This is a genomic window from Bacillus sp. FSL R5-0443, from assembly GCF_038608285.1.
GTDB classification, from domain to species: Bacteria; Bacillota; Bacilli; order Bacillales; family Bacillaceae; genus Bacillus; species Bacillus velezensis.
In genome coordinates this window covers 2,829,375-2,848,991 of record NZ_CP152013.1, presented here as the reverse complement: position 1 = coordinate 2,848,991, position 19,617 = coordinate 2,829,375, and the positions used below count along the sequence as shown (strand labels likewise).

The following is a 19,617-nucleotide window of genomic DNA, read 5'->3' as shown; positions in this document are numbered from 1 at the left end:
CTGAGCAAGAGGGATAAAGGAGTGCAGAATGATTGAGCAATAAACAATCTCGTTTTGAAAACCGTGATAAGCGCAGAAAAGCAAATATGGTGCTTAACATTTTAATTGCTATCGTATCTATTCTTATTGTCGTCGTTGCCGTCAGCCTCTTCATCAACAGTCCGTCGAGCGACGTGAGCGAAAAAGCGGACACGAGCCAGAAGCAGGAAACACCTGCATCAGGCAAGACGAAGCAGACATCGGATGAAGACATAAAAGACAGCAAAAAAGATACGGCATCAGACGATGACAAAAAAGATAAACAGGATAAGGACACATCTGATTCATCTTCAGACTCTGACAGCAAAAAAGACGATGATTCATCGAAAAGTGATGACAGCAGCAAAAAAGACTCTGATTCAAGCGATCCTTTTAAAGGCGCAAAAATAACAGAGGGCGGCTCATCAAGCGATGTCGAGAAAACAATTGTTAACCCAAAATGGAAAGCGGTCGGCACAAAGCAGACGGGAGAACATGCGGCGACGTATGACTCAAGCTCTGAAGACTGGTCCGAAATGCTTGACGCCATCTCTTACGCAACAGGCGTGTCAAAAGATCATATGACAGTGCTGTGGCTCGGAAACAATGGAAGCCCGCAAGATGCGAAGGGTAAAGTTTTAGACAAAACGAACGGCAAAAAGTATCAGGTCACCATCACTTGGAAAGACAAAAAAGGCTGGAAGCCGACAAAAGTAGAAACCTTAAAATAACCGCAAAAAAGCAGCTGATTATTCAGCTGCTTTTTTCTGTCATACGTCAGCTGAAAAATGCACCGACGCGCTGTAAAGGATTCTGCCGTCAACGGCCGTCACCTGATGGGATATGGAACGGACGCGAAGCATAATCGCCTGGTTGTTTTCAATCTGAACGTTTATTTTCTTTTCAAGCTCCTGCAAAGATGCCGCTTCGAAAAATTCTACTTTATCTTTGATTAAATCCAATTGAAAATTCATCAGTACAGATCCTCCTGATTTTTCTTCTGAGTCAATGAAAGTATAAGCCTTTCTGCCGTAATTGCGCAATAATCCCAAAGTATTTTAGTACCCTTCCATTCTTTTTTGTGATAGGATAGGAACTGTTCCACGATTAATCCATACTATACTCATAGGAATTATAAATTATGGAGAGTGAAAAATATGGGCCGTGAATTTATTCCTTTATTTGAAGATTGGGCAGCGACTTATGACGCCACAGTGCACGGGGCTGACAAACAATATGCCGCTGTTTTTAAAGGATATGACAACATTCTTGACAGCATTGTCGCACTTTCAGGTTCAAACGTTTTAGAGTTCGGACCGGGAACGGGGAATTTAACGGCGAAATTAGCCGCTGCGAACAAAAAGGTGTTTGGTGTAGAACCGTCTCCGTCAATGAGAAAACTGGCGGCTGACAAGCTTTCTGACAAAGCCGTGTTCAGTGACGGAGATTTTCTGGAGTTTCCCGCTCCGCCTTTTCAAATAGATACCATCGTCAGCTCGTACGCCTTTCATCATTTAACCGATGAAGAAAAGCGAACGGCTGTAAAGCAGTATGGCGCAATCCTTCAGAAGCATGATAAAATAGTGTTTGCCGATACAGTCTTTAAAGATCATGAAGCTTATGATGAAGCCATTAAAAAAGCAATCCGAAACGGCTATCATCAATTAGCGGACGATTTAAAGACGGAACATTATCCGACACTCGGGACAATGAAAAACATCTTTTCAGAAGAGGGATTTGCCGCGCGGTTTACGCAGCAAAATGACTTTGTCTGGATAATGGAGGCGATTAAACGGTAAATCGAAGGGATTGTGTATAAATGAAACTGGCAGTCATCGGAGCAATGGAAGAGGAAGTTACGATTTTAAGAAGCAAACTGAAAGACGCAAAACAAGAGATGATCGCTCACTGTGAGTTTACAACTGGCAGCTATGAAGGCGTCGAAGTCATCTTGCTGAAATCAGGTATCGGGAAAGTCAACGCGGCGATCAGCACGACGCTTCTGCTTGACCGTTTCAAACCTGATTATGTGATTAACACAGGCTCAGCGGGCGGTTTTCATCATACATTGAATGTAGGCGACGTCGTCATCTCAACAGATGTCCGCCATCATGACGTGGATGTGACGGCGTTTGACTATGAATACGGACAGGTGCCGGGTCTTCCGGCAGCATACAAAGCTGATGAAAAGCTGATCAGTATTACTGAGGAAGCGGTTTCTGAACTGAACGGCATTCAAGTCGCCAAAGGCACAATCGCAACGGGAGATTCTTTTATGAATGATCCGAAGCGGGTTGAAGACGTACGCGCCAAATTTGCGGATTTGTACGCGGTTGAGATGGAAGCTGCGGCTGTCGCACAGGTGTGCCATCAGTTCAAAACGCCTTTTGTTGTCATCAGAGCTTTATCTGATATTGCCGGAAAAGAATCTGACGTTTCATTTGATAAATTTTTAGAACAGGCTGCCGTTCATTCAACTGAGCTTGTCCTGAATGTCATCAAACGAATTCACTAAGCGGGGGATTCTCGTTCTCCTCCGCTTTTCCAGGAGGAGGACATATCTTGAACGTGATAACAGATATTACAGAACTGATCGGAAATACACCGCTGCTCCGTCTCAAGCATTTTGATCTACCGGAGGGAACAGCGGTTTATGCTAAGCTTGAGATGATGAATCCGGGCGGAAGCATTAAAGACAGGCTGGGCGGGATGCTCATTGAAGATGCGCTTCGCACGGGAAAGGTGAAACCGGGCGGCGTTATCATTGAGGCGACTGCCGGAAACACCGGGATCGGACTCGCTCTGTGCGCCAGAAAGCATCAGCTTCGCGCCATTTTTTGCGTCCCGGAGCATTTCAGCAGAGAAAAGCAGCAAATTATGAAAGCTCTCGGAGCGGACATCGTGCATACGCCGAGAGAAGAAGGCATGCAGGGAGCCATCCGAAAAGCGCTTGAACTGGAGAGAGAGATTAATAATTCTTATGCCGTTCTGCAATTTAAAAACCGAGTAAATCCATTGACTTACTACAAAACGATCGGACCTGAAATATGGAACGCGCTCGGCGGGGATATCCACGCTTTTGTCGCAGGAGCGGGTTCCGGCGGCACCTTTGCCGGTACGGCAGCTTATTTAAAGGAGAAAAATCCTGCCGTCAAAACGGTGATCGTTGAACCGGAAGGCTCGATCCTGAATGGCGGAGAGCCGCATGCCCATAAAACGGAAGGCATCGGCATGGAGTTTATCCCGGATTATATGGACGAGAACCATTTTGACGCCATTTACACGGTGGAAGACGATACGGCGTTTTCGCTTGTCAGAGAAGCGGCTGAGAAAGAAGGCCTCTTAATCGGAAGCTCTTCAGGGGCGGCTCTTTATGCAGCGCTTGAAGAAGCGAAAAAAGCGCCCGCCGGATCAAATATCGTCACTATTTTCCCTGACGGCAGCGATCGATATATAAGCAAAAACATTTTTCAAGGAGGTCAGTAAGATGAAGAAAAAAACGCTGATGGTGCACGGAGGGATTACGGGAGATGAAAAAACAGGAGCGGTTTCCGTACCGATTTATCAAGTAAGCACGTACCAACAGCCGAAAGCGGGCGAGCACACGGGTTATGAATATTCAAGAACGGCCAATCCGACGCGGACGGCGCTTGAAAGCTTAATTGCGGAGCTTGAAGGCGGCGCGGCAGGATATGCGTTCGGCTCAGGCATGGCTGCGATTACTGCCGTCATGATGCTGTTTGACAGCGACGATCATGTTATTATGACGGATGATGTATACGGCGGCACTTACCGGGTGATGACAGGCGTGCTGAACCGCTTCGGCATTGAAGCGGACTTTGTCGATACGAGCAGCAAAGAAAAAGTCCAAAAAGCCATCCGTCCGAATACGAAAGCCATTTATATCGAAACACCGACAAACCCACTATTGAAAGTGACTGACCTCAAACTGATGTCTGACATCGCAAAAGAAGCGGGCGTATTGCTTATCGTCGATAATACGTTTTACACGCCGTATTTCCAACAGCCGCTCAGCTTCGGCGCGGACATCGTGCTGCACAGCGCGACAAAATATCTCGGCGGCCACAGTGATGTCGTCGGCGGCTTAGTCGTCACGGCTGATAAAGAACTGGGCGAAAAGCTTCATTATGTGCAAAACTCAACGGGCGGCGTTTTAGGACCGCAGGATTCATGGCTTTTGATGAGAGGCATTAAAACGCTGGGACTCAGAATGGATGCCATCAATCACAGCGCCGGAAAAATCGCCGAGCTGCTTGAAGCACATGATGCCGTTCAGACGCTCTACTATCCCGGATCAGCGAAACACCCGGGCCATGAGCTGACAAAAGCGCAAAGCTCCGGTTTCGGCGGAATGATTTCCTTTGATGTCGGCAGCAGCGAACGCGTCGACGCGTTTTTAGAAAAATTGAACCTGTTTACGATCGCGGAAAGTTTAGGAGCGGTTGAAAGCCTAATCTCCGTGCCGTCCAGAATGACGCACGCATCGATCCCGCGCGACCGCCGGCTTGCGCTTGGCATTACCGACGGGCTCGTGCGGATCTCGGTCGGTATTGAGGATACTGAGGATTTAACGGCGGATGTGAAACAGGCGCTTGATTCACTTTTATAAAGAATGGATAGATTTACATTCTCTGTCGGCTGTCAGCTTGTATTATAATGTTGGTAGACTATAAAACTGGCAGGTGACCTTATATGGAGAAGAAAAGACTGAAATCATTAATAGAAGATTTTAAGCATTACGCATTTATTCTGCTTGCAGTCAGCACCTTCATTTATATCGGCGCGGTTCTTCCCGGACAAGGGCTGACTGCGGGCCAGAAAATGCTGATGTTTGTAACGGATTGTGTATTTTTAGCGGGCGCTTATTTCTGCGTTGACCGTTCACTTATTTATAAAAAGAGGCTGGAAGAGGCCGATGAATAAAAAAAAGCCATTGTCTTTTGACAATGGCTTTTTCGTTTCTTATTCAGACGGGGGTTCGCGTAATTCTTTTCCCATCCCTTTTAAAAACTGCAGCCCGAAGCCGAGCGCGCGGTTAATATCAGGATCACCGACGGCTTTCATCAGTTCAAACATACTGACTTTCCTGTCCTCTTTTAAAAATCTTTGCGCCTGATCCGTCCCGGCCATGGCGCTTTCTAAAAGTCTGCCCATAAATTCGGGATCAGCTTTTGACAGCGCGCCTCCCGCGGCCATCATCGTATTTAGGAGATTGGTGACAGGTTCCCGGGAAATCTGTCCGAGTGCGATTTTGGCAATCTCCTCTTTTGCCTGGAGCATATAGCCGGCGGCATCAAAAATGCCCAAGCCATTCAGCTCTGCCATGATGGACATCGTTTTCGCGACAGCTTCTTCATTTTCTGCGAGAAGCGTCTTCAGTTCTTCCAGTTTTTCAGCTTTCAGCTGTTCCTCTGTTTTCGTTTCTTTTTGAATTTCAGTAATTGGGCTTGCCATAATGTTTCCTCCTTTCCTTAATCAGTTAAGTGCACATAGCCCGGACGGTTCCATTTTCGCTGAGCTTCCACACCGTTTTGCGGATGACGTTTTTTGTTCCGCGGATTTGTTTTCGGAAGCGGCGGAGTATCACAGGAACCAAGCACTTCCATGCGGACTTTTGTCTGCTTATAGGCAGGTGTATGTGTCCGTGAATCATACGCAGGCCCGGTCAGGAAATTAATCGCAGAATCTTTATCTGTAGAGTTCATCGGCAGATAAAGCTCATTTGCGCGGACGCGGTCTGTCACAAGCGCGTTCAATTTAACCGCCCCAAAAGGAGAGACGAGCCGGATCATTGTTCCGTCGCAAATTCCGCGTTCAGCCGCGAGCTCCGGCGATACTTCAACAAATACATCCGGAACTTTAGACTGAATGCCTTTTGACTTGTTTGTCATGTTTCCTTCGTGGAAATGTTCAAGCATCCGTCCGTTGTTAATATGCAGGTCATATTCTTCAGGGAATACAGCAGGCTCCACCCAATCGCTCAGCGCAAAACGGGCTTTTTTGTCCGGGAAGTTAAAGCCGTCTTCATAAAGAAGCGGAGTGCTTTCTCCCGTAAAGCTTCCCCACAAGAAGCTGTTCCAGCCGCTAAGAACGTCATAACTTGCTTTTCCGAACAGCGGAGAAAGGCTCGCCATTTCTGAGAAAATGTCGCTAGGATGCGTGTAATTCCAATCAGCGCCTAAACGATTGGCGACTTCCTGAATAATCCACCAGTCGGGTTTTGCATCGCCGAGTGTCGGAAGCGCCTGATACAATCTTTGCACACGCCGCTCTGTGTTTGTAAATGTTCCGTCTTTTTCAAGAGATGGAACCGCAGGCAGGATGACATCCGCGTATTGCGCCGTTCTTGAAAGGAAAATATCCTGCACAACAAAGAAATCAAGGCTGGATAAAATGTTATGAACATGGTTGGCGTTTGAATCGACGAGCGCCATATCTTCACCGACGAGATACATGGCTTTCATGTTTCCTTCTTCAATCGCATGGAGCATTTCGATATTATCAAGACCCGGCTTGCCGTCAATTTCAACACCGTAAGCTTTTTCGAATTTAGCGCGTGCCGCATCATCGGTAATATGCTGATACCCCGGAAGCCAGCCTGGAAGAGTTCCCATATCGCAAGCGCCTTGAACGTTGTTATGTCCCCGCAGCGGATAGGCTCCGGCGCCCGGACGGCGGTAGTTTCCTGTGGCAAGCAGCAGGTTGGAAATCGCCGCTGATGTATCAGAGCCGCCTGTATTTTGAGTAACGCCCATGCCCCAAAGAACACAAGTGCCGTCTGCATCACGAATCATTTCGGCAATGCGGATGATCGTATTCTGAGAAAGTCCGGTGATGCGCTCCGCATATTCCAATGTGTATTTTTCCAGCGTTTCTTTATAATCATCAAAGTAGTTGACATTTTCATCAATAAACGCTTGATCGTGCCAGCCTTGGTCAATCATATATTTCGTTACTGCCATGAGCCAGACCTGGTCAGTCCCTTGTTTCGGGCTGATAAAGAGGTCGGACCGTTCAGCCATTTCATTTCTGCGCAGATCGGCAACAATCAGTTTTTGGCCGTGCAGTTTATGGGCGCGTTTCACGCGTGTGGCCAGAACCGGATGTCCTTCCGCCGGATTGGCGCCGACGATGAGCACGAGGCCCGCTTTTGCGATATCTTTAATTGTGCCGGCGTCTCCGCCCATACCGACGGTGCGGAATAAGCCGTCCGTTGCCGGTGACTGGCAGTAGCGTGAGCAGTTATCCACGTTGTTGGTTTCAAATACTTGGCGCGCTAATTTTTGGATGACATAGTTGTCTTCATTCGTAATTTTAGAAGAAGAAATAAAACCGACAGAACCATTTCCGTGTTCGGCCTTGATCGAACCGAGTCTTGAAGCGACAAGATCAAGAGCTTCTTCCCATGACGATTCAACAAATGCGCCGTTTTTCCGGATAAGCGGTTTTGTAATCCGTTCTTCCGAATTCACGAAGTCCCAGCCGAATTTCCCTTTCACACAAGTGGAAATCGCGTTAACCGGAGCATCGGAAACAGGCTGAATTTTAAGGATGTCACGTCCTTTTGTCCATACTTCAAAAGAGCATCCGACGCCGCAGAACGTGCAGACTGTTTTTGTTTTTTTCGTCCGTTTATCGCGCATAGCCGCTTCCACTTCAGACACGGCGAAGATGCTTGTATAGTCGGGTTCAACATTTTTCACTAAATCAATCATCGGTTCCATGACATCTTCTTTTATTCCTGTCATAAATCCGGCTTGGCCGAGCATTGATTTTTCCATCAGTGCGTTACAAGGACAGACAGTGACACACTGGCCGCAGCTGACGCAGGAAGATTCATTAATGGCGACGCCTTCATCCCAAATGACCCGCGGGCGGTCGCGCTCCCAATCAATTGAAAGGGTCTCATTCACCTGAAGGTTTTGACACACTTCCACACATTGGCCGCAGGCGATGCATTGGTTCGGATCATAGCGGTAAAACGGGTGAGACATATCAACCGCGCACTTTGAATCATCTTTCGGCGTATACGGATATTTCTGATGCTCAATTCCCATCATTTCCGCTGTATTATGCAGTGTGCAGTTGCCGTTGTTGTTATCGCATACCGTACAGTAAAGCAGGTGATTCTCGAGCAGGCGGTCCATGGCCTCTGTCTGAGCCTCTTTTACCCTTCCCGACGTAAGCGAGATGGACATCCCGTTTTCTGCAGCCGTGGAACAAGAGCGCTGCAATTTCCCGTTTACTTCAACAATACAGGTGTCACATGTTTGAATCGGATCCACTTCCGGTACATGGCATATTTGCGGAATCTCAATTCCGTTTTGGTTTAAAATATCTAAAATCTTAGACCCCTCTGGTGCTTCATACTCCGTGCCGTCAATTTTGACACGGATAGACTGAACGTCTGTCACTTCCAATTCCCCTCCATCTTTTAAACTCGAAAAAAAGCCATGCACATAGATACCGGCCTCCTGTACGGAAAACGGTATAAATACGCATGGCGGAATAGTTCACTAGCAAGTCTTACTAACAGACCAATCCTATTTGTATAAAACGATAGACTCATAACACGTTTCCTATTACAAATCCATCTTCACTGCTTTTATTATAAGGTGATATTTATTATAATACAATACGAAAGGAAAACTTTAACCAGGTGAAATGTCACAAAGGGGAACCGGGAATGTCTTTCATAGGCTAAAATCGGAGGGGACAATATGTCTAAAAAAATTCATGAATTTAACGATATTATCCGGAAATTGCGCAAAGAATTATTTGGAAAGGGGCCTGAACGAATTCACACCGTTTTTGTGGATAACATGGCGGTATCTACACTTTACGGCAATCTAAGCGCAAGTGAGCAGTTTATCGCACGCACGCCTGAAGGAAGAGAAATGGTTCATGCGGCGCGTACCAGCTTAATTCAGGAACTGTATTCAAAACAAACGCCTGACGGAATGGAAGAGCTCATCGGAGCAAAGCTTGTGCATCTGTTTTCAGATATTAAAATAGAGGAAAATATTGCCGTATCGGTGTTTGTCTTTGACCGCTCAATTGAAGAGCATAAAGAAGAAATCAAAAGCTGACAATATTCAATTGACACGAAATTGTCACATTTGATATGATATGAACTGCCAGCAGTGGCCTAAGGACGATTTTTTATGGAATGTGTGCATGATCTGTACATATTCTATACCGCATATTTTCATTCTGCTTGATATTGTTGTATGGGTATGCATACAAGTTAGGCAGCATTCAAACCCCGTTTTTTCAGACGGGTTAGTTGAATGCTGCCTTTTTTGTTAGGCGTCTTTGGAAACTGCGGGCTGAAATGATAAATGGAGGGGTTATTATGGCTTTTCGTAAACCGGACGAAATAGCGGAGCTTGCGGTCGAATCAGGGGTAAAAAAGGTGCATTCACCGCTTTCAGCACTGATTGTATTAGGATTTTTGGGAGGAGCGTTTATCGCACTCGGTTATTTGCTTGATATCCGTGTCATCGGCGACCTTCCGAAAGAATGGGGAAGCCTGTCGAGTTTAATCGGGGCGTCCGTGTTTCCCATCGGATTGGTGCTCGTCGTTCTTGCCGGCGCGGAGCTGATTACGGGAAATATGATGTCGGTATCCATGGCGCTGTTTTCCAGAAGAATATCCGCCGGTGCATTAGTGAAAAATTGGGTGATCGTGACGTTGATGAATCTTGTCGGCGCACTGTTTGTCGCTTACTTTTTCGGACATGTTGTCGGATTAACCGAAACAGGACCTTACTTGGAAAAAACAATTGCGGTCGCACAAGGCAAATTGGATATGCCGTTTGGAAAAGTCATTGTTTCGGCGATCGGCTGTAACTGGCTTGTCTGTTTGGCCGTCTGGCTTTCTTTCGGTGCAGAAGACGGAGCCGGAAAAATCGCGGGTATATGGTTTCCGATTATGGCGTTTGTCGCAATTGGTTTTCAGCACGTTGTAGCCAATATGTTTATCATCCCGGCTGCGATATTTGCAGGTTCTTTTTCGTGGGGTGATCTGATTGGCAATCTCATTCCGGCCTTTATCGGGAATGTCATCGGCGGGGCAGTGTTTGTCGGCCTTATTTATTTTATTGCATATTCAAAAAAAGATCAGAAAAAGCAAGGGATGAAAAGAGTTTCCTGAGGTAAGAAAGATGCCGGAAAACACGGACAATTGAAGCGGAATGCCAGCACATTTTCCGTCCAAATCTTAAAAAAAATGTTTACAAAATGGAAGCTGATGGATATACTTACAAAGTAAGAAAAAAGCAAAGGGAGGTTGAATCACATGACGACGTTAAACGGCAATCAAAATCTACAATTGAACCGATTCAGCCTGTGGAAGAGTTCGTGTCCTTCCTTAACCTCTGCCCGTCAAGCACGTTAATTTCGGAGTATCAGGACATTCGCAGCTCCCCGCAGGGAAAGAAGCACCGTCTTCTTTTGTCTGCGGATTTAGTCTGCCCGCAGCGCATATGAACTTTGCTGCGGGTTATTTTCGCTTGTGCGGATATTGAAAGGGGGTGAGCGATAATGACCATTAATCTTTTCTTTTTAACACTGACCATTTCAAAGCGTTTTAAAAGTGCGGAAGAGTATGAACGAGAACAGCAGGTCGAAGAGTTTTATAATGAAGCGAAAGAACGCCAGCTGAAACACTTTTATATGAACTAACGGACACGAAGGGCCAAAACGGAGGAGAAGGAGGAGATCATCATGTTCAGAATTGAACTGCTGAATCATTACACAATGGAGAAGGACCAGGTTTAGCGAGGATGTTGCTGTCACGTCGCAGACGGCCTGCATACCATGGTAAAGAAAGAAAAATTGGTAAGCGGGTGATAGCATGCAAGGCGGTCAGAACAGAATTCCATCCATCGGGCACGGGTATGCGTCAATGCCCCATTCATTTAAACACGGCTACGGCAACCCGTATCGCCGGCAGAGAATGGCGGCGCTTTCCCGGCAGACAAGATATATAGCACCGTATTATTGGTACTAGAGCAGGCGGAAAACCTACGTTTTCCGTCTTTTTTTTATGAAAACAAATATAAATTTCAAATAAATCGAAACGTTCATGAAGAGAAGTGCGTCTAGTTAGTACCTCATACTAATACGAGGTAATATTATTTCTGAATAATAAATCACAGGAATGGAAAAGCGGGTGTTATACAATGTTGCAACATACATCTTCAGCATTAAAACGAATGCGCGCGAAATACTTTGCTGCATCAGAACCGGCGGAGTCAGTCATTCAGCAAATATTGATGGACATACAGGAATACGACCGCATTTTGGAAATCGGGACCGGAAACGGCTCAATGTTTAAACAAATCATCGGACAGCTTGAAAAGGGCAGTCTTAAAAGCATAGAAACATCGAAACGTAAAATACGGAAAACACAGCGCGCAAACCGTTCGGTTATAAAAGCCGGGCTCGGAAACATTCAGCAGGGGAGGCCGGAAAGCATACCGTTCCGCGACCGCAGTTTTCATAAAGTCTTCTCATTACATACTGCTGAAACAGTCAGCGATTACCGGACAGCATGTAAAGAAGTGTACCGCGTTCTTCAAATTGACGGGTGTTTCTATATGGTTTTGAAACCTTCGCGGATGAGTGAAAAGGATGTGATTGAGGTGCTCTATGATCAGCATTTCAGAGACATTTCAGTTGTCAGCAGAGATTCATTCCATTTTATTACTGCCATTAAATAGAATATTTCTTGGGAAATAAAAAGAGCTGCTTAAGTCACTGCAGCTCTTTTTGTGAAATTGGGCATATTTCCTTATTTTTGGTTATTTCACATATATTTTATATTAAAAAAAGTTTTTTTCTTATACAATAGTAATCAGATGACCGTACATTTTAAATATTTTGAACAAACGGAATGAATATTCATTCCGCATTTAGAAAGGGGGATGAAATGACAGCTTCAAACAAGGTTGAACTCATTATGAAAGCGTCGCTTACTTTGTTTACAGATAGAGGATTTGACGCCACGACGATTCCGATGATTGCCGCTCAGGCCGATGTTGGAACCGGCACAATTTACCGTTACTTTGACAGTAAAGAGACACTTGTGAACGTACTGTATCAGGAAAGTGCGCAGCGTTTTATGAAAAAAGTCAAAACGGACTTTCAGGGGATATCTGTAAGAGAAGGGTTTCATCACCTGTTTTATTGTCTGATTGATTTTACGAAGGAAAGTGAGTATGCATTGTTTTTTCTTGAAACGAATAAGGACGCCTACTTTCTGAATGAAACGAGCCGTAAGCTTCTTGATGAAATAACACAGATGCTTGACGTCTTTTTTCAGCGCGGCAAGTCTGAAGGTGTGCTCCGCAATCTGCCGTCCAATGTGCTGATGGCGCTGCTGCTCGGGGCATATCTCAAACTCTATCAGCTTATCCGGACGGGAAGCGTCGAAATAACAAAACCGTTTTTGAAAGAATTGGAACAATGTTCTTGGGATGCCATCAGAACTCATTAATTATTCGCCGAAGGAAGGAAGATCGATATGAAACAGCTAAGCGCTATACCGCAGCCGAAAACATACGGGCCTCTGAAAAATCTCCCTCACTTGGAAAAAGAAAAACTGTCACAATCGCTTTGGAAAATTGCCGAAGAATACGGCCCGATCTTTCGTTTTGAATTTCCGAGCTCTGTCGGGGTCTTCGTCTCAGGCCGCGAGCTCGCGGCAGAAGTCTGTGATGAAAAGCGATTTGACAAAAATCTCAGCAAAGCTTTGCTGAAGGTCCGTGAGTTTGGCGGTGACGGACTATTTACGAGCTGGACTCACGAAAAGAATTGGCAGAAAGCGCATCGGATTTTATTGCCGAGCTTCAGCCAGAAGGCGATGAAAGGCTATCATTCAATGATGCTGGATATTGCCATGCAGCTCGTGCAGAAGTGGAGCAGATTAAATCCGAATGAAGAAATTGACGTTGCCGAAGATATGACGCGCCTGACGCTGGATACAATCGGCCTGTGCGGATTTCATTACCGCTTTAACAGCTTTTACCGCGACACACAGCATCCTTTTATCACAAGTATGCTTCGTGCGCTGCAGGAGGCAATGCGCCAATCACAGAGACACAGCCTGCAGGACAAGCTGATGATCAAAACGAGACATCAGTTCCAGCAGGATATTGAAGAGATGAATTCGCTTGTAGACCGGATCATCGCTGAGCGGAGGGAAAATCCGGATGAGAATCTGTCTGACCTTTTAGCATTGATGCTTGAAGCGAAAGACCCTGTAACGGGGGAAAGGCTGGATGATGAAAATATCCGTTATCAAATCATTACTTTTTTGATCGCGGGGCATGAAACCACAAGCGGGCTGCTTTCTTTTGCGATATACTGCCTGCTGAAAAATAAAGATAAATTGAAAAAAGCCGTTCAGGAAGCCGAGCGGGTGCTGACGGGAGAGACCCCTGAATATAAGCAGATTCAGCAGCTGACATATATCCGCATGGTGCTAAACGAGACTTTGCGGCTGTATCCGACTGCCCCGGCATTTTCTCTGTACGCGAAAGAAGATACGGTTCTCGGCGGGAAATATCCGATTGCGAAGGGACAGCCGGTGACGATTCTGACTCCGCAGCTGCACCGGGATAAAAGCGCGTGGGGAGAAGATGCCGAGTTATTCCGCCCGGAAAGGTTCAGCGATCCCGCGGCAATTCCGGCTGACGCGTATAAGCCGTTTGGAAACGGACAGCGCGCATGCATCGGGATGCAGTTTGCCCTGCAGGAAGCGACAATGGTGCTCGGCCTTGTCCTGAAACATTTTGAACTGATTGATCATACTGATTATGAGCTTACGATTAAAGAAGCTTTAACCATTAAGCCCGGTGATTTTAAAATCCGTGTGAAAAACAAGGACGTGTCCAATCAGCAGTCCGCACAAAACCATAAAGCTGCAGGCAGCGGTCACAAAGAAGAAACGAAAGAAATCCCGTCCCACGGAACGCCGCTTCTCATTCTTTACGGATCAAATTTAGGAACTGCGGAAGGAATCGCGGAAGAGCTGGCTGATATCGGAAGAAGCAAAGGATTTTCAACTGAAACCGGCCCGCTCGATGATTATGCCGGGAAACTGCCTGTAAAAGGCGCGGTCGTTATTGTTACGGCTTCTTATAACGGGGCGCCGCCTGATAATGCGGCGGGTTTTGTGAAATGGATGGAAACCCTTGAAGATCAGGAATTAAAGGGTGTTTCTTACGCCGTCTTCGGCTGCGGAGACCGCAACTGGGCCGCCACTTACCAAAGGATCCCCCGCCTGATAGACAAATTGCTTGAAGAAAAAGGGGCAAAACGGCTGACCTCTATCGGGGAGGGCGACAATGCCGATGATTTTGAGTACAGTCAGGAAGCCTGGGAAGACTCATTCTGGAAGGACATCATGAAGGCTTTTCATATAGAGGCCGCTCCAAAACAGACAAACAAATCACAGTTATCAATCGAATACGTAAGTGAAGCAGCCGAGACGCCGATTGCCAAAACGTACAAAGCATTTGAGGCGGAGGTCATCACGAACAAAGAGCTTCATACCGAAAGCAGCAAGCGCTCAGTCCGGCATATTGAGCTGCGTCTCCCCGAAACAGAAACGTATCAGGAAGGAGATCATCTCGGGGTGCTTCCGCAAAACAGCGGGGAACTGATCAGCCGTGTCATTCGCCGATTCGGTCTTGATCCGAACCAGCACTTTAAGATCAAGGGCCGGCAGCTGCCTCATCTGCCGATGGACCGGCCGGTTAATGCGCCGGAGCTTTTGGCGTCCTATGTAGAGCTGCAGGAGCCGGCAACGAGAGCCCAGCTTCGCGAACTTGCCGCACATACCGTGTGCCCGCCGCACCAAAAAGAATTGGAGCATCTTTATTCTGATGATGCGGCATATAAAGAAAACGTGCTGAAAAAACGAATGACCATGCTGGACCTGCTGGAAGATTATCCTGCATGTGAACTGCCGTTTGAGCGCTTTTTAGAACTTCTGCCGTCCTTAAAGGCGCGCTATTATTCAATCTCAAGCTCACCGAAGGCAACCAGCGGGGAGCTCAGTATCACGGTCGGCGTTGTGACGGCTCCGGCATGGAGCGGCCGTGGGGAATACCGGGGCGTGGCTTCGAACTATTTAGCCGGATTACAAAAAGGCGATTCCGCCGTCTGTTTCATCCGCTCGCCGCAGTCGGGTTTCGCATTGCCTGAAAATCCGAAAACGCCTCTCATTATGGTCGGAGCAGGCACAGGAATTGCGCCGTTCAGGGGATTTATCCAGGCGCGGGCTGCCGAAAAAATGTCCGGTAACAGCCTGGGCGAAGCTCATTTATACTTCGGCTGCAGGCATCCAGAGGAAGACGATCTGTACAAAGATGAATTCGACCATGCGGAGAAAAACGGCCTTGTCACCGTGCATCGGGCGTATTCCAGGTTAGATCAGGACTGTAAAGTATATGTACAGGATGTTCTGCTTCGCGAGGCTGCACAAATTATTGCCCTTCTTGACCAAGGCGGCCATCTCTATATATGCGGTGACGGAAGCAAAATGGCTCCGGCTGTCGAAAATGTACTGCTTCAGGCGTATGAAAAGGTGCATAACACCGATTCAAAAGTTTCCTTGGAGTGGCTTGAACAGCTGCAGGCGGAAGGAAGATATGCGAAAGATGTTTGGGCAGGTATGTAACAGAAGAGTGAGACAACTGAAGAATGTTTTTTAATTGAAGAAAGCCGGCACGATATTTGAAATCTACTGAATCAAAAGGAATAGTTATAGGGAGTATCGTGCCGGCCTTATCTTTAGTATCGGCCAAAAGACACAATTCTTTAATGTTTTTATTGATTTACATGCAGGCGGCTATGTCCCTTTTTTCTGAATTCCGCCAGAAATAAAACCGGATAAGACAGCAATAGCAAAACCGAAATAAATGAAATGATACCGATCCAATGAAAATGCGTCCAAAAGAAACCGCCGCAAGACCCTGCCACGCTTGAACCGATATAGTATGCAAGCAGATATAATGAAGAGGCTTGCGCACGATGATCACCGGCTGCGCGGCCGACCCAGGCGCTTGCGATCGAATGCGCACCGAAAAAGCCGAAGGTAAAGACGGCAATCCCCGCGATTTTAAGCGCAAGCTGGGGCAAAAGTGTCACCGCTGCGCCGGCAAGCATAACAAAAATCGCAATCTTAATCATTTTCGCGCTTCCGAAAAGATCTGCTTTTTTCCCCATATAGACCGAGCTGAACGTTCCCGCAAGATAGACAATAAAAATAAAACCGATCACAGTCTGCGACAAATGATAAGGAGCCGCCATTAAATGAAAGCCGATATAATTATATAATGTCACAAAACTCCCCATTAATATAAATCCCAGAGATATTAACAAAAGCAGCCGTTTGCGGTGCAGGACCGCTCCGTATTCCTTACATGCCGCTTTTACGCCCGCATGCCGCTGAGATGAATGGCGCGGAGCCGGAAGAAAACGCCAAAACAAATAGCTTAATACAATAGAAAGAATGCCGATGATGGCAAGCGCCGGCCGCCAGCCGAATACATCGGTCAGAAGCCCCGTTAACAGCCTGCCGCTCATTCCCCCGATGCTTGTGCCGCTGATATACAAGCCCATCATTTTCCCGAGGCCCTTCGGATCAAACTCCTCGCCTACATATGTCATAGCGACAGCCGGAACGCCTGCCAGGAAAATACCGAGCAGCGCCCTCATCGCCAAAAGCGCGGGAAAAGCCGGACTGAACGCTGTTAATAGACCTAAAACAGAAGTAGCTGTTAACGACAGCACCATTAATTTTTTTCTGCCGAATCCGTCAGACAACGAAGCGGCGGCCAATAATGAAAATGCCAAAACGGCTGTTGAGATGGATAAAGTTAAGCTGGCAGCCGCAGCGGAAATATGAAACTCTTCCGAAAACAAAGGCAGAAGCGGCTGTGTCGTGTAAAGCGTGGCGAAGGTCACAAAGCCGCTGATAAACAGAGCCAAGCTGGCCTTTCTGTAAGCCTTTGTATGAGGCTGAATAAACGTCATGAATGTCCCTCTTTTCTCACTGTTGGTTATATATGTATCGTACGCTTTTCATTTCAATGTGTCTAATTTATAATAACTATAGAATTAATGCGTGTAGGTTATGAAGAAAGGGGAGAAGGAGAAAATGGAGCTTCATCAAATTGACAACTTCATTGCGGCGGCAGCTCATCAGCATTTCACAAATGCGGCAAAAGAAAGAATGATTTCTCAGCCGGCATTAAGTCGATCGATTATCAGGCTCGAAGAAGAATTAGGCGCGCCGTTATTTTACAGAGAGACAAAAGCCGTCCGGCTGACAAGGCACGGAGAGCAGTTCTTAATAAAAGCAAAACAAGCGAGACGAGCTTTAAATGAAGGCGTTGAACAAGTGAAAAAGAATATGAGCCTGGAGCACGGCGAAATATCTGTATCTTTTCTTCATACGCTCGGGCTGCGCTTAATGCCTCAGCTGATTGCCGAATTTAAAAAGCTATACCCAAACGTGACCTTCCGGCTTTATCAAGGCGCAAATGAAACGCTTCGCAAAATGGTGGAAACGGGAGATGCGGATATCTGTCTCAGCTCCCCGCCGCTTCCCAGCGAGCTTTTACAATGGACAGTGCTGGAGAAAGAGCCTCTTTATGCGGTGCTACCTGAGAACCACCCGCTTGCAGGAAATAAAAGCATTCAAATGAAAGAGATGCAGGACGAGGATTTTGTGGGTTTTAAACCGGGATACGGGCTGAGGTATATGTTTGATCTGATGTGCCGGGATTTGAATATACACCCGCATCTCGCATTTGAAGGAGAGGAAGTGTCAACCATATTAGGGCTGACCGCCGCGGGTCTGGGGGCTGCAGTGCTGCCGAAAACCGCGGAGCATTCATACTTTCCGGTCGTTTTTCTACCGGTTGCAGATTACCAATGCGAACGCACCATAGCGCTAGCCCAGCTGAAAAACCATGCTCTTTCTCCCGCTGCTGAGCGTTTTAAACAGTTTGCACTTGAGTATTACAAAGCACGCAACTGAGCGGTCATTTTATTAAAATCGAAGTTGAAAATAAAGCAGAAAGAAATACAGAAAACGGAGGAAAACCATGGCGAAAAAAACAGTGAAAACAAATGCTGTCCGTATCATTGAGCAGCAAAACATTCCCTATGAGCTATTAGGTTACAAAACAGAAGGGGGACAGCCCGCAGACGGTCTTTCCGTTTCACAAAAAATCGGATACGCTGCCGAATATGTTTATAAAACCTTAGTGGCATCTGCAGGTACTGATCGTTATTACGTCTTTGTCGTTCCCGTTGCAAAAGAACTGAATCTGAAAAAAGCTGCGAAGGCGGCAGGTGAGAAGAAAATAGAAATGATTGCCATGAAGGACCTTTTGGGAGTAACCGGCTATATGCGCGGCGGCTGCTCTCCGATCGGCATGAAAAAAAGGTTTCCGACTTTTATTGATAGATCCGCTGAAACACTGGAGTTTATGATTGTCAGTGCGGGGAAAATCGGAATGCAGCTGAAAGCAGCGCCTCAAGATTTAGCCGAAGCAAGCGGGGCGGTATTTACAGACATTGTATAAATGTCCGATGAATCTAATAGAACACGTGTCAAGGGAGAATGATAATGAAAAAAAGATATGAAAACTTGAATGGCGTGAAGAATGAACATGGATTCAGGGACATGTGGAAATGGATGAAAGAACGAAGAGAAAAAAGTAAAGACTTGAGCGAGAACATTCCGAAAGCGGTCACAAGGGATGTCCGTGATGTTGCCGTCAATCGGACGGAAACCGCCATAACTTGGATCGGCCATTCTTCATTTCTGATCCAAATACAGGGGCTTAACATAATGACCGACCCTGTATGGGCGCGGCGGATGGGTTTTCAAAAACGGCTGACAGAGCCGGGATATGAATTGAGCGAACTGCCTGACATTGATGCCGTGCTCATTTCACACGGGCATTATGACCATCTTGATTTTCCGAGTATAAAAAAACTGAGAGGAAACCCGGATTTTTACGTGCCTGCGGGATTGAAAAAGCTGTTCAACAAAAAAGGCCGCAAAAACGTTCATGAAATGAATTGGTGGGATCGTTTTGAGATGCGGGGGGTGAATATATCATTTGTTCCGGCCCAGCACTGGACACGGAGAACGCTTTGGGATACCGATACCTCTCATTGGGGAGGCTGGGTCATAGAAAGCAAAAACGGCGAGTCCATCTATTTTGCAGGAGATACAGGCTATTTTGAAGGCTTTAAAGAAATCGGAGAGAGGTTTCGTATTAAGGCGGCTCTGATGCCGATCGGAGCATACGAACCGGAATGGTTTATGCAAGTGTCACATATCAATCCGGAAGACGCCGTAAAAGCGTTTTTGGAGCTGAAGGCTGACAGCTTCATTCCCATGCATTACGGGGCATTCCGGCTTGCTGATGATACAGGCCCGGAAGCATTAAGCAGACTGCACGGCGAGTGGGATCGGCTTGCATTACCTCCTGAAAACCTGAAAGCATTAGCGCTTGGCGAAACATTTTGGCTGTAACAGCAGGT

General features: G+C 46.6%; 20 protein-coding genes. 16 read left to right on the top strand and 4 right to left on the bottom strand.

Annotated features, from left to right (window positions below; all coding sequences use genetic code 11):
- Positions 1-32: 32 nt before the first annotated feature.
- The gene (locus tag NYE28_RS14265; protein ID WP_014305483.1) at positions 33-749 is read left to right on the top strand and encodes a DUF1510 family protein; all 717 of its coding nucleotides are present in this window, start codon (positions 33-35) and stop codon (positions 747-749) included.
- Positions 750-788: 39 nt separating this feature from the next.
- On the opposite strand, the gene NYE28_RS14260 is transcribed toward NYE28_RS14265, so the two are convergent.
- The gene (locus tag NYE28_RS14260) at positions 789-992 is read right to left on the bottom strand and encodes a YrzA family protein (protein ID WP_100001724.1); all 204 of its coding nucleotides are present in this window, start codon (positions 990-992) and stop codon (positions 789-791) included.
- Positions 993-1,175: 183 nt separating this feature from the next.
- Between NYE28_RS14260 and NYE28_RS14255 the strand changes: the two genes are divergently transcribed.
- The 5 genes from NYE28_RS14255 (at position 1,176) to NYE28_RS14235 (ending at position 4,962) form a co-directional block, all read left to right on the top strand.
- Positions 1,176-1,817 (top strand): class I SAM-dependent methyltransferase, encoded by a 642-nt coding sequence (locus NYE28_RS14255; protein ID WP_012118064.1) that lies wholly within the window; start codon positions 1,176-1,178, stop codon positions 1,815-1,817.
- A gap of 20 nt (positions 1,818-1,837) precedes the next feature.
- On the top strand, positions 1,838-2,533 hold the full coding sequence (gene mtnN / locus NYE28_RS14250) for a 5'-methylthioadenosine/S-adenosylhomocysteine nucleosidase (RefSeq protein WP_003152774.1): 696 nt from the start codon (positions 1,838-1,840) through the stop codon (positions 2,531-2,533).
- A gap of 47 nt (positions 2,534-2,580) precedes the next feature.
- Complete coding sequence (locus NYE28_RS14245) at positions 2,581-3,504, top strand: O-acetylserine dependent cystathionine beta-synthase (RefSeq protein ID WP_326142768.1); 924 nt, start codon at positions 2,581-2,583, stop codon at positions 3,502-3,504.
- Between the two features lies 1 nt (position 3,505).
- The gene (locus NYE28_RS14240) at positions 3,506-4,648 is read left to right on the top strand and encodes a bifunctional cystathionine gamma-lyase/homocysteine desulfhydrase (protein WP_342490144.1); all 1,143 of its coding nucleotides are present in this window, start codon (positions 3,506-3,508) and stop codon (positions 4,646-4,648) included.
- 83 nt (positions 4,649-4,731) lie between these two features.
- Positions 4,732-4,962 carry a YrhC family protein gene (locus NYE28_RS14235; protein ID WP_012118061.1) on the top strand — a complete coding sequence of 77 codons (231 nt, stop codon included), beginning with the start codon at positions 4,732-4,734 and terminating at the stop codon, positions 4,960-4,962.
- A 39-nt stretch (positions 4,963-5,001) separates the two neighbouring features.
- On the opposite strand, the gene NYE28_RS14230 is transcribed toward NYE28_RS14235, so the two are convergent.
- Both NYE28_RS14230 and fdhF read right to left on the bottom strand, forming a co-directional pair.
- The gene (locus NYE28_RS14230) at positions 5,002-5,493 is read right to left on the bottom strand and encodes a DUF1641 domain-containing protein (protein WP_085342221.1); all 492 of its coding nucleotides are present in this window, start codon (positions 5,491-5,493) and stop codon (positions 5,002-5,004) included.
- A 17-nt stretch (positions 5,494-5,510) separates the two neighbouring features.
- Positions 5,511-8,453, bottom strand: a complete 2,943-nt coding sequence (gene fdhF / locus NYE28_RS14225; protein WP_100001722.1) for a formate dehydrogenase subunit alpha — start codon at positions 8,451-8,453, stop codon at positions 5,511-5,513.
- Between the two features lie 306 nt (positions 8,454-8,759).
- Here fdhF and NYE28_RS14220 point away from each other — a divergent pair, with 306 nt between their 5' ends.
- The 7 genes from NYE28_RS14220 to NYE28_RS14190 all read left to right on the top strand — a co-directional run bounded on the left by NYE28_RS14220 (position 8,760) and on the right by NYE28_RS14190 (position 15,730).
- Positions 8,760-9,128, top strand: coding sequence for a DUF2294 domain-containing protein (locus tag NYE28_RS14220; RefSeq protein WP_007408224.1), 369 nt, complete (start codon positions 8,760-8,762; stop codon positions 9,126-9,128).
- A 266-nt stretch (positions 9,129-9,394) separates the two neighbouring features.
- On the top strand, positions 9,395-10,195 hold the full coding sequence (locus NYE28_RS14215) for a formate/nitrite transporter family protein (RefSeq protein WP_007408225.1): 801 nt from the start codon (positions 9,395-9,397) through the stop codon (positions 10,193-10,195).
- 389 nt (positions 10,196-10,584) lie between these two features.
- Entirely contained in the window at positions 10,585-10,725 is a 141-nt protein-coding gene (locus NYE28_RS14210) for a YrzI family small protein (protein WP_003152787.1), read from the top strand.
- Positions 10,726-10,897: 172 nt separating this feature from the next.
- Complete coding sequence (locus tag NYE28_RS14205) at positions 10,898-11,053, top strand: hypothetical protein (RefSeq protein ID WP_007408227.1); 156 nt, start codon at positions 10,898-10,900, stop codon at positions 11,051-11,053.
- Positions 11,054-11,225: 172 nt separating this feature from the next.
- On the top strand, positions 11,226-11,765 hold the full coding sequence (locus NYE28_RS14200; RefSeq protein WP_007408228.1) for a methyltransferase domain-containing protein: 540 nt from the start codon (positions 11,226-11,228) through the stop codon (positions 11,763-11,765).
- A 209-nt stretch (positions 11,766-11,974) separates the two neighbouring features.
- Positions 11,975-12,541, top strand: a complete 567-nt coding sequence (locus tag NYE28_RS14195) for a TetR/AcrR family transcriptional regulator (protein WP_003152789.1) — start codon at positions 11,975-11,977, stop codon at positions 12,539-12,541.
- A gap of 27 nt (positions 12,542-12,568) precedes the next feature.
- Positions 12,569-15,730, top strand: coding sequence for a bifunctional cytochrome P450/NADPH--P450 reductase (locus NYE28_RS14190; protein WP_136396512.1), 3,162 nt, complete (start codon positions 12,569-12,571; stop codon positions 15,728-15,730).
- A gap of 149 nt (positions 15,731-15,879) precedes the next feature.
- On the opposite strand, the gene NYE28_RS14185 is transcribed toward NYE28_RS14190, so the two are convergent.
- Positions 15,880-17,088: an MFS transporter gene (locus NYE28_RS14185; RefSeq protein WP_015240270.1), complete on the bottom strand. Its 1,209-nt coding sequence runs from the start codon at positions 17,086-17,088 to the stop codon at positions 15,880-15,882.
- Positions 17,089-17,212: 124 nt separating this feature from the next.
- Here NYE28_RS14185 and NYE28_RS14180 point away from each other — a divergent pair, with 124 nt between their 5' ends.
- From NYE28_RS14180 to NYE28_RS14170, 3 genes are all read left to right on the top strand, one after another.
- Complete coding sequence (locus tag NYE28_RS14180) at positions 17,213-18,097, top strand: LysR family transcriptional regulator (RefSeq protein ID WP_015240269.1); 885 nt, start codon at positions 17,213-17,215, stop codon at positions 18,095-18,097.
- 67 nt (positions 18,098-18,164) lie between these two features.
- The gene (ybaK, locus tag NYE28_RS14175) at positions 18,165-18,647 is read left to right on the top strand and encodes a Cys-tRNA(Pro) deacylase (protein ID WP_012118054.1); all 483 of its coding nucleotides are present in this window, start codon (positions 18,165-18,167) and stop codon (positions 18,645-18,647) included.
- A gap of 44 nt (positions 18,648-18,691) precedes the next feature.
- Entirely contained in the window at positions 18,692-19,609 is a 918-nt protein-coding gene (locus NYE28_RS14170; protein ID WP_015240268.1) for an MBL fold metallo-hydrolase, read from the top strand.
- The last annotated feature ends 8 nt before the right edge of the window (positions 19,610-19,617 follow it).

What these genes read in the sequence shown, in the direction of transcription:
- NYE28_RS14260 (WP_100001724.1), bottom strand. Translation starts at nt 992, where the DNA reads ATGAATTTTCAATTGGATTTAATCAAAGATAAAGTAGAATTTTTCGAA.
- NYE28_RS14255 (WP_012118064.1), top strand. Translation starts at nt 1,176, where the DNA reads ATGGGCCGTGAATTTATTCCTTTATTTGAAGATTGGGCAGCGACTTAT.
- mtnN (WP_003152774.1), top strand. Translation starts at nt 1,838, where the DNA reads ATGAAACTGGCAGTCATCGGAGCAATGGAAGAGGAAGTTACGATTTTA.
- NYE28_RS14240 (WP_342490144.1), top strand. Translation starts at nt 3,506, where the DNA reads ATGAAGAAAAAAACGCTGATGGTGCACGGAGGGATTACGGGAGATGAA.
- NYE28_RS14235 (WP_012118061.1), top strand. Translation starts at nt 4,732, where the DNA reads ATGGAGAAGAAAAGACTGAAATCATTAATAGAAGATTTTAAGCATTAC.
- NYE28_RS14230 (WP_085342221.1), bottom strand. Translation starts at nt 5,493, where the DNA reads ATGGCAAGCCCAATTACTGAAATTCAAAAAGAAACGAAAACAGAGGAA.
- NYE28_RS14220 (WP_007408224.1), top strand. Translation starts at nt 8,760, where the DNA reads ATGTCTAAAAAAATTCATGAATTTAACGATATTATCCGGAAATTGCGC.
- NYE28_RS14215 (WP_007408225.1), top strand. Translation starts at nt 9,395, where the DNA reads ATGGCTTTTCGTAAACCGGACGAAATAGCGGAGCTTGCGGTCGAATCA.
- NYE28_RS14210 (WP_003152787.1), top strand. Translation starts at nt 10,585, where the DNA reads ATGACCATTAATCTTTTCTTTTTAACACTGACCATTTCAAAGCGTTTT.
- NYE28_RS14205 (WP_007408227.1), top strand. Translation starts at nt 10,898, where the DNA reads ATGCAAGGCGGTCAGAACAGAATTCCATCCATCGGGCACGGGTATGCG.
- NYE28_RS14200 (WP_007408228.1), top strand. Translation starts at nt 11,226, where the DNA reads ATGTTGCAACATACATCTTCAGCATTAAAACGAATGCGCGCGAAATAC.
- NYE28_RS14195 (WP_003152789.1), top strand. Translation starts at nt 11,975, where the DNA reads ATGACAGCTTCAAACAAGGTTGAACTCATTATGAAAGCGTCGCTTACT.
- NYE28_RS14190 (WP_136396512.1), top strand. Translation starts at nt 12,569, where the DNA reads ATGAAACAGCTAAGCGCTATACCGCAGCCGAAAACATACGGGCCTCTG.
- NYE28_RS14185 (WP_015240270.1), bottom strand. Translation starts at nt 17,088, where the DNA reads ATGACGTTTATTCAGCCTCATACAAAGGCTTACAGAAAGGCCAGCTTG.
- NYE28_RS14180 (WP_015240269.1), top strand. Translation starts at nt 17,213, where the DNA reads ATGGAGCTTCATCAAATTGACAACTTCATTGCGGCGGCAGCTCATCAG.
- ybaK (WP_012118054.1), top strand. Translation starts at nt 18,165, where the DNA reads ATGGCGAAAAAAACAGTGAAAACAAATGCTGTCCGTATCATTGAGCAG.
- NYE28_RS14170 (WP_015240268.1), top strand. Translation starts at nt 18,692, where the DNA reads ATGAAAAAAAGATATGAAAACTTGAATGGCGTGAAGAATGAACATGGA.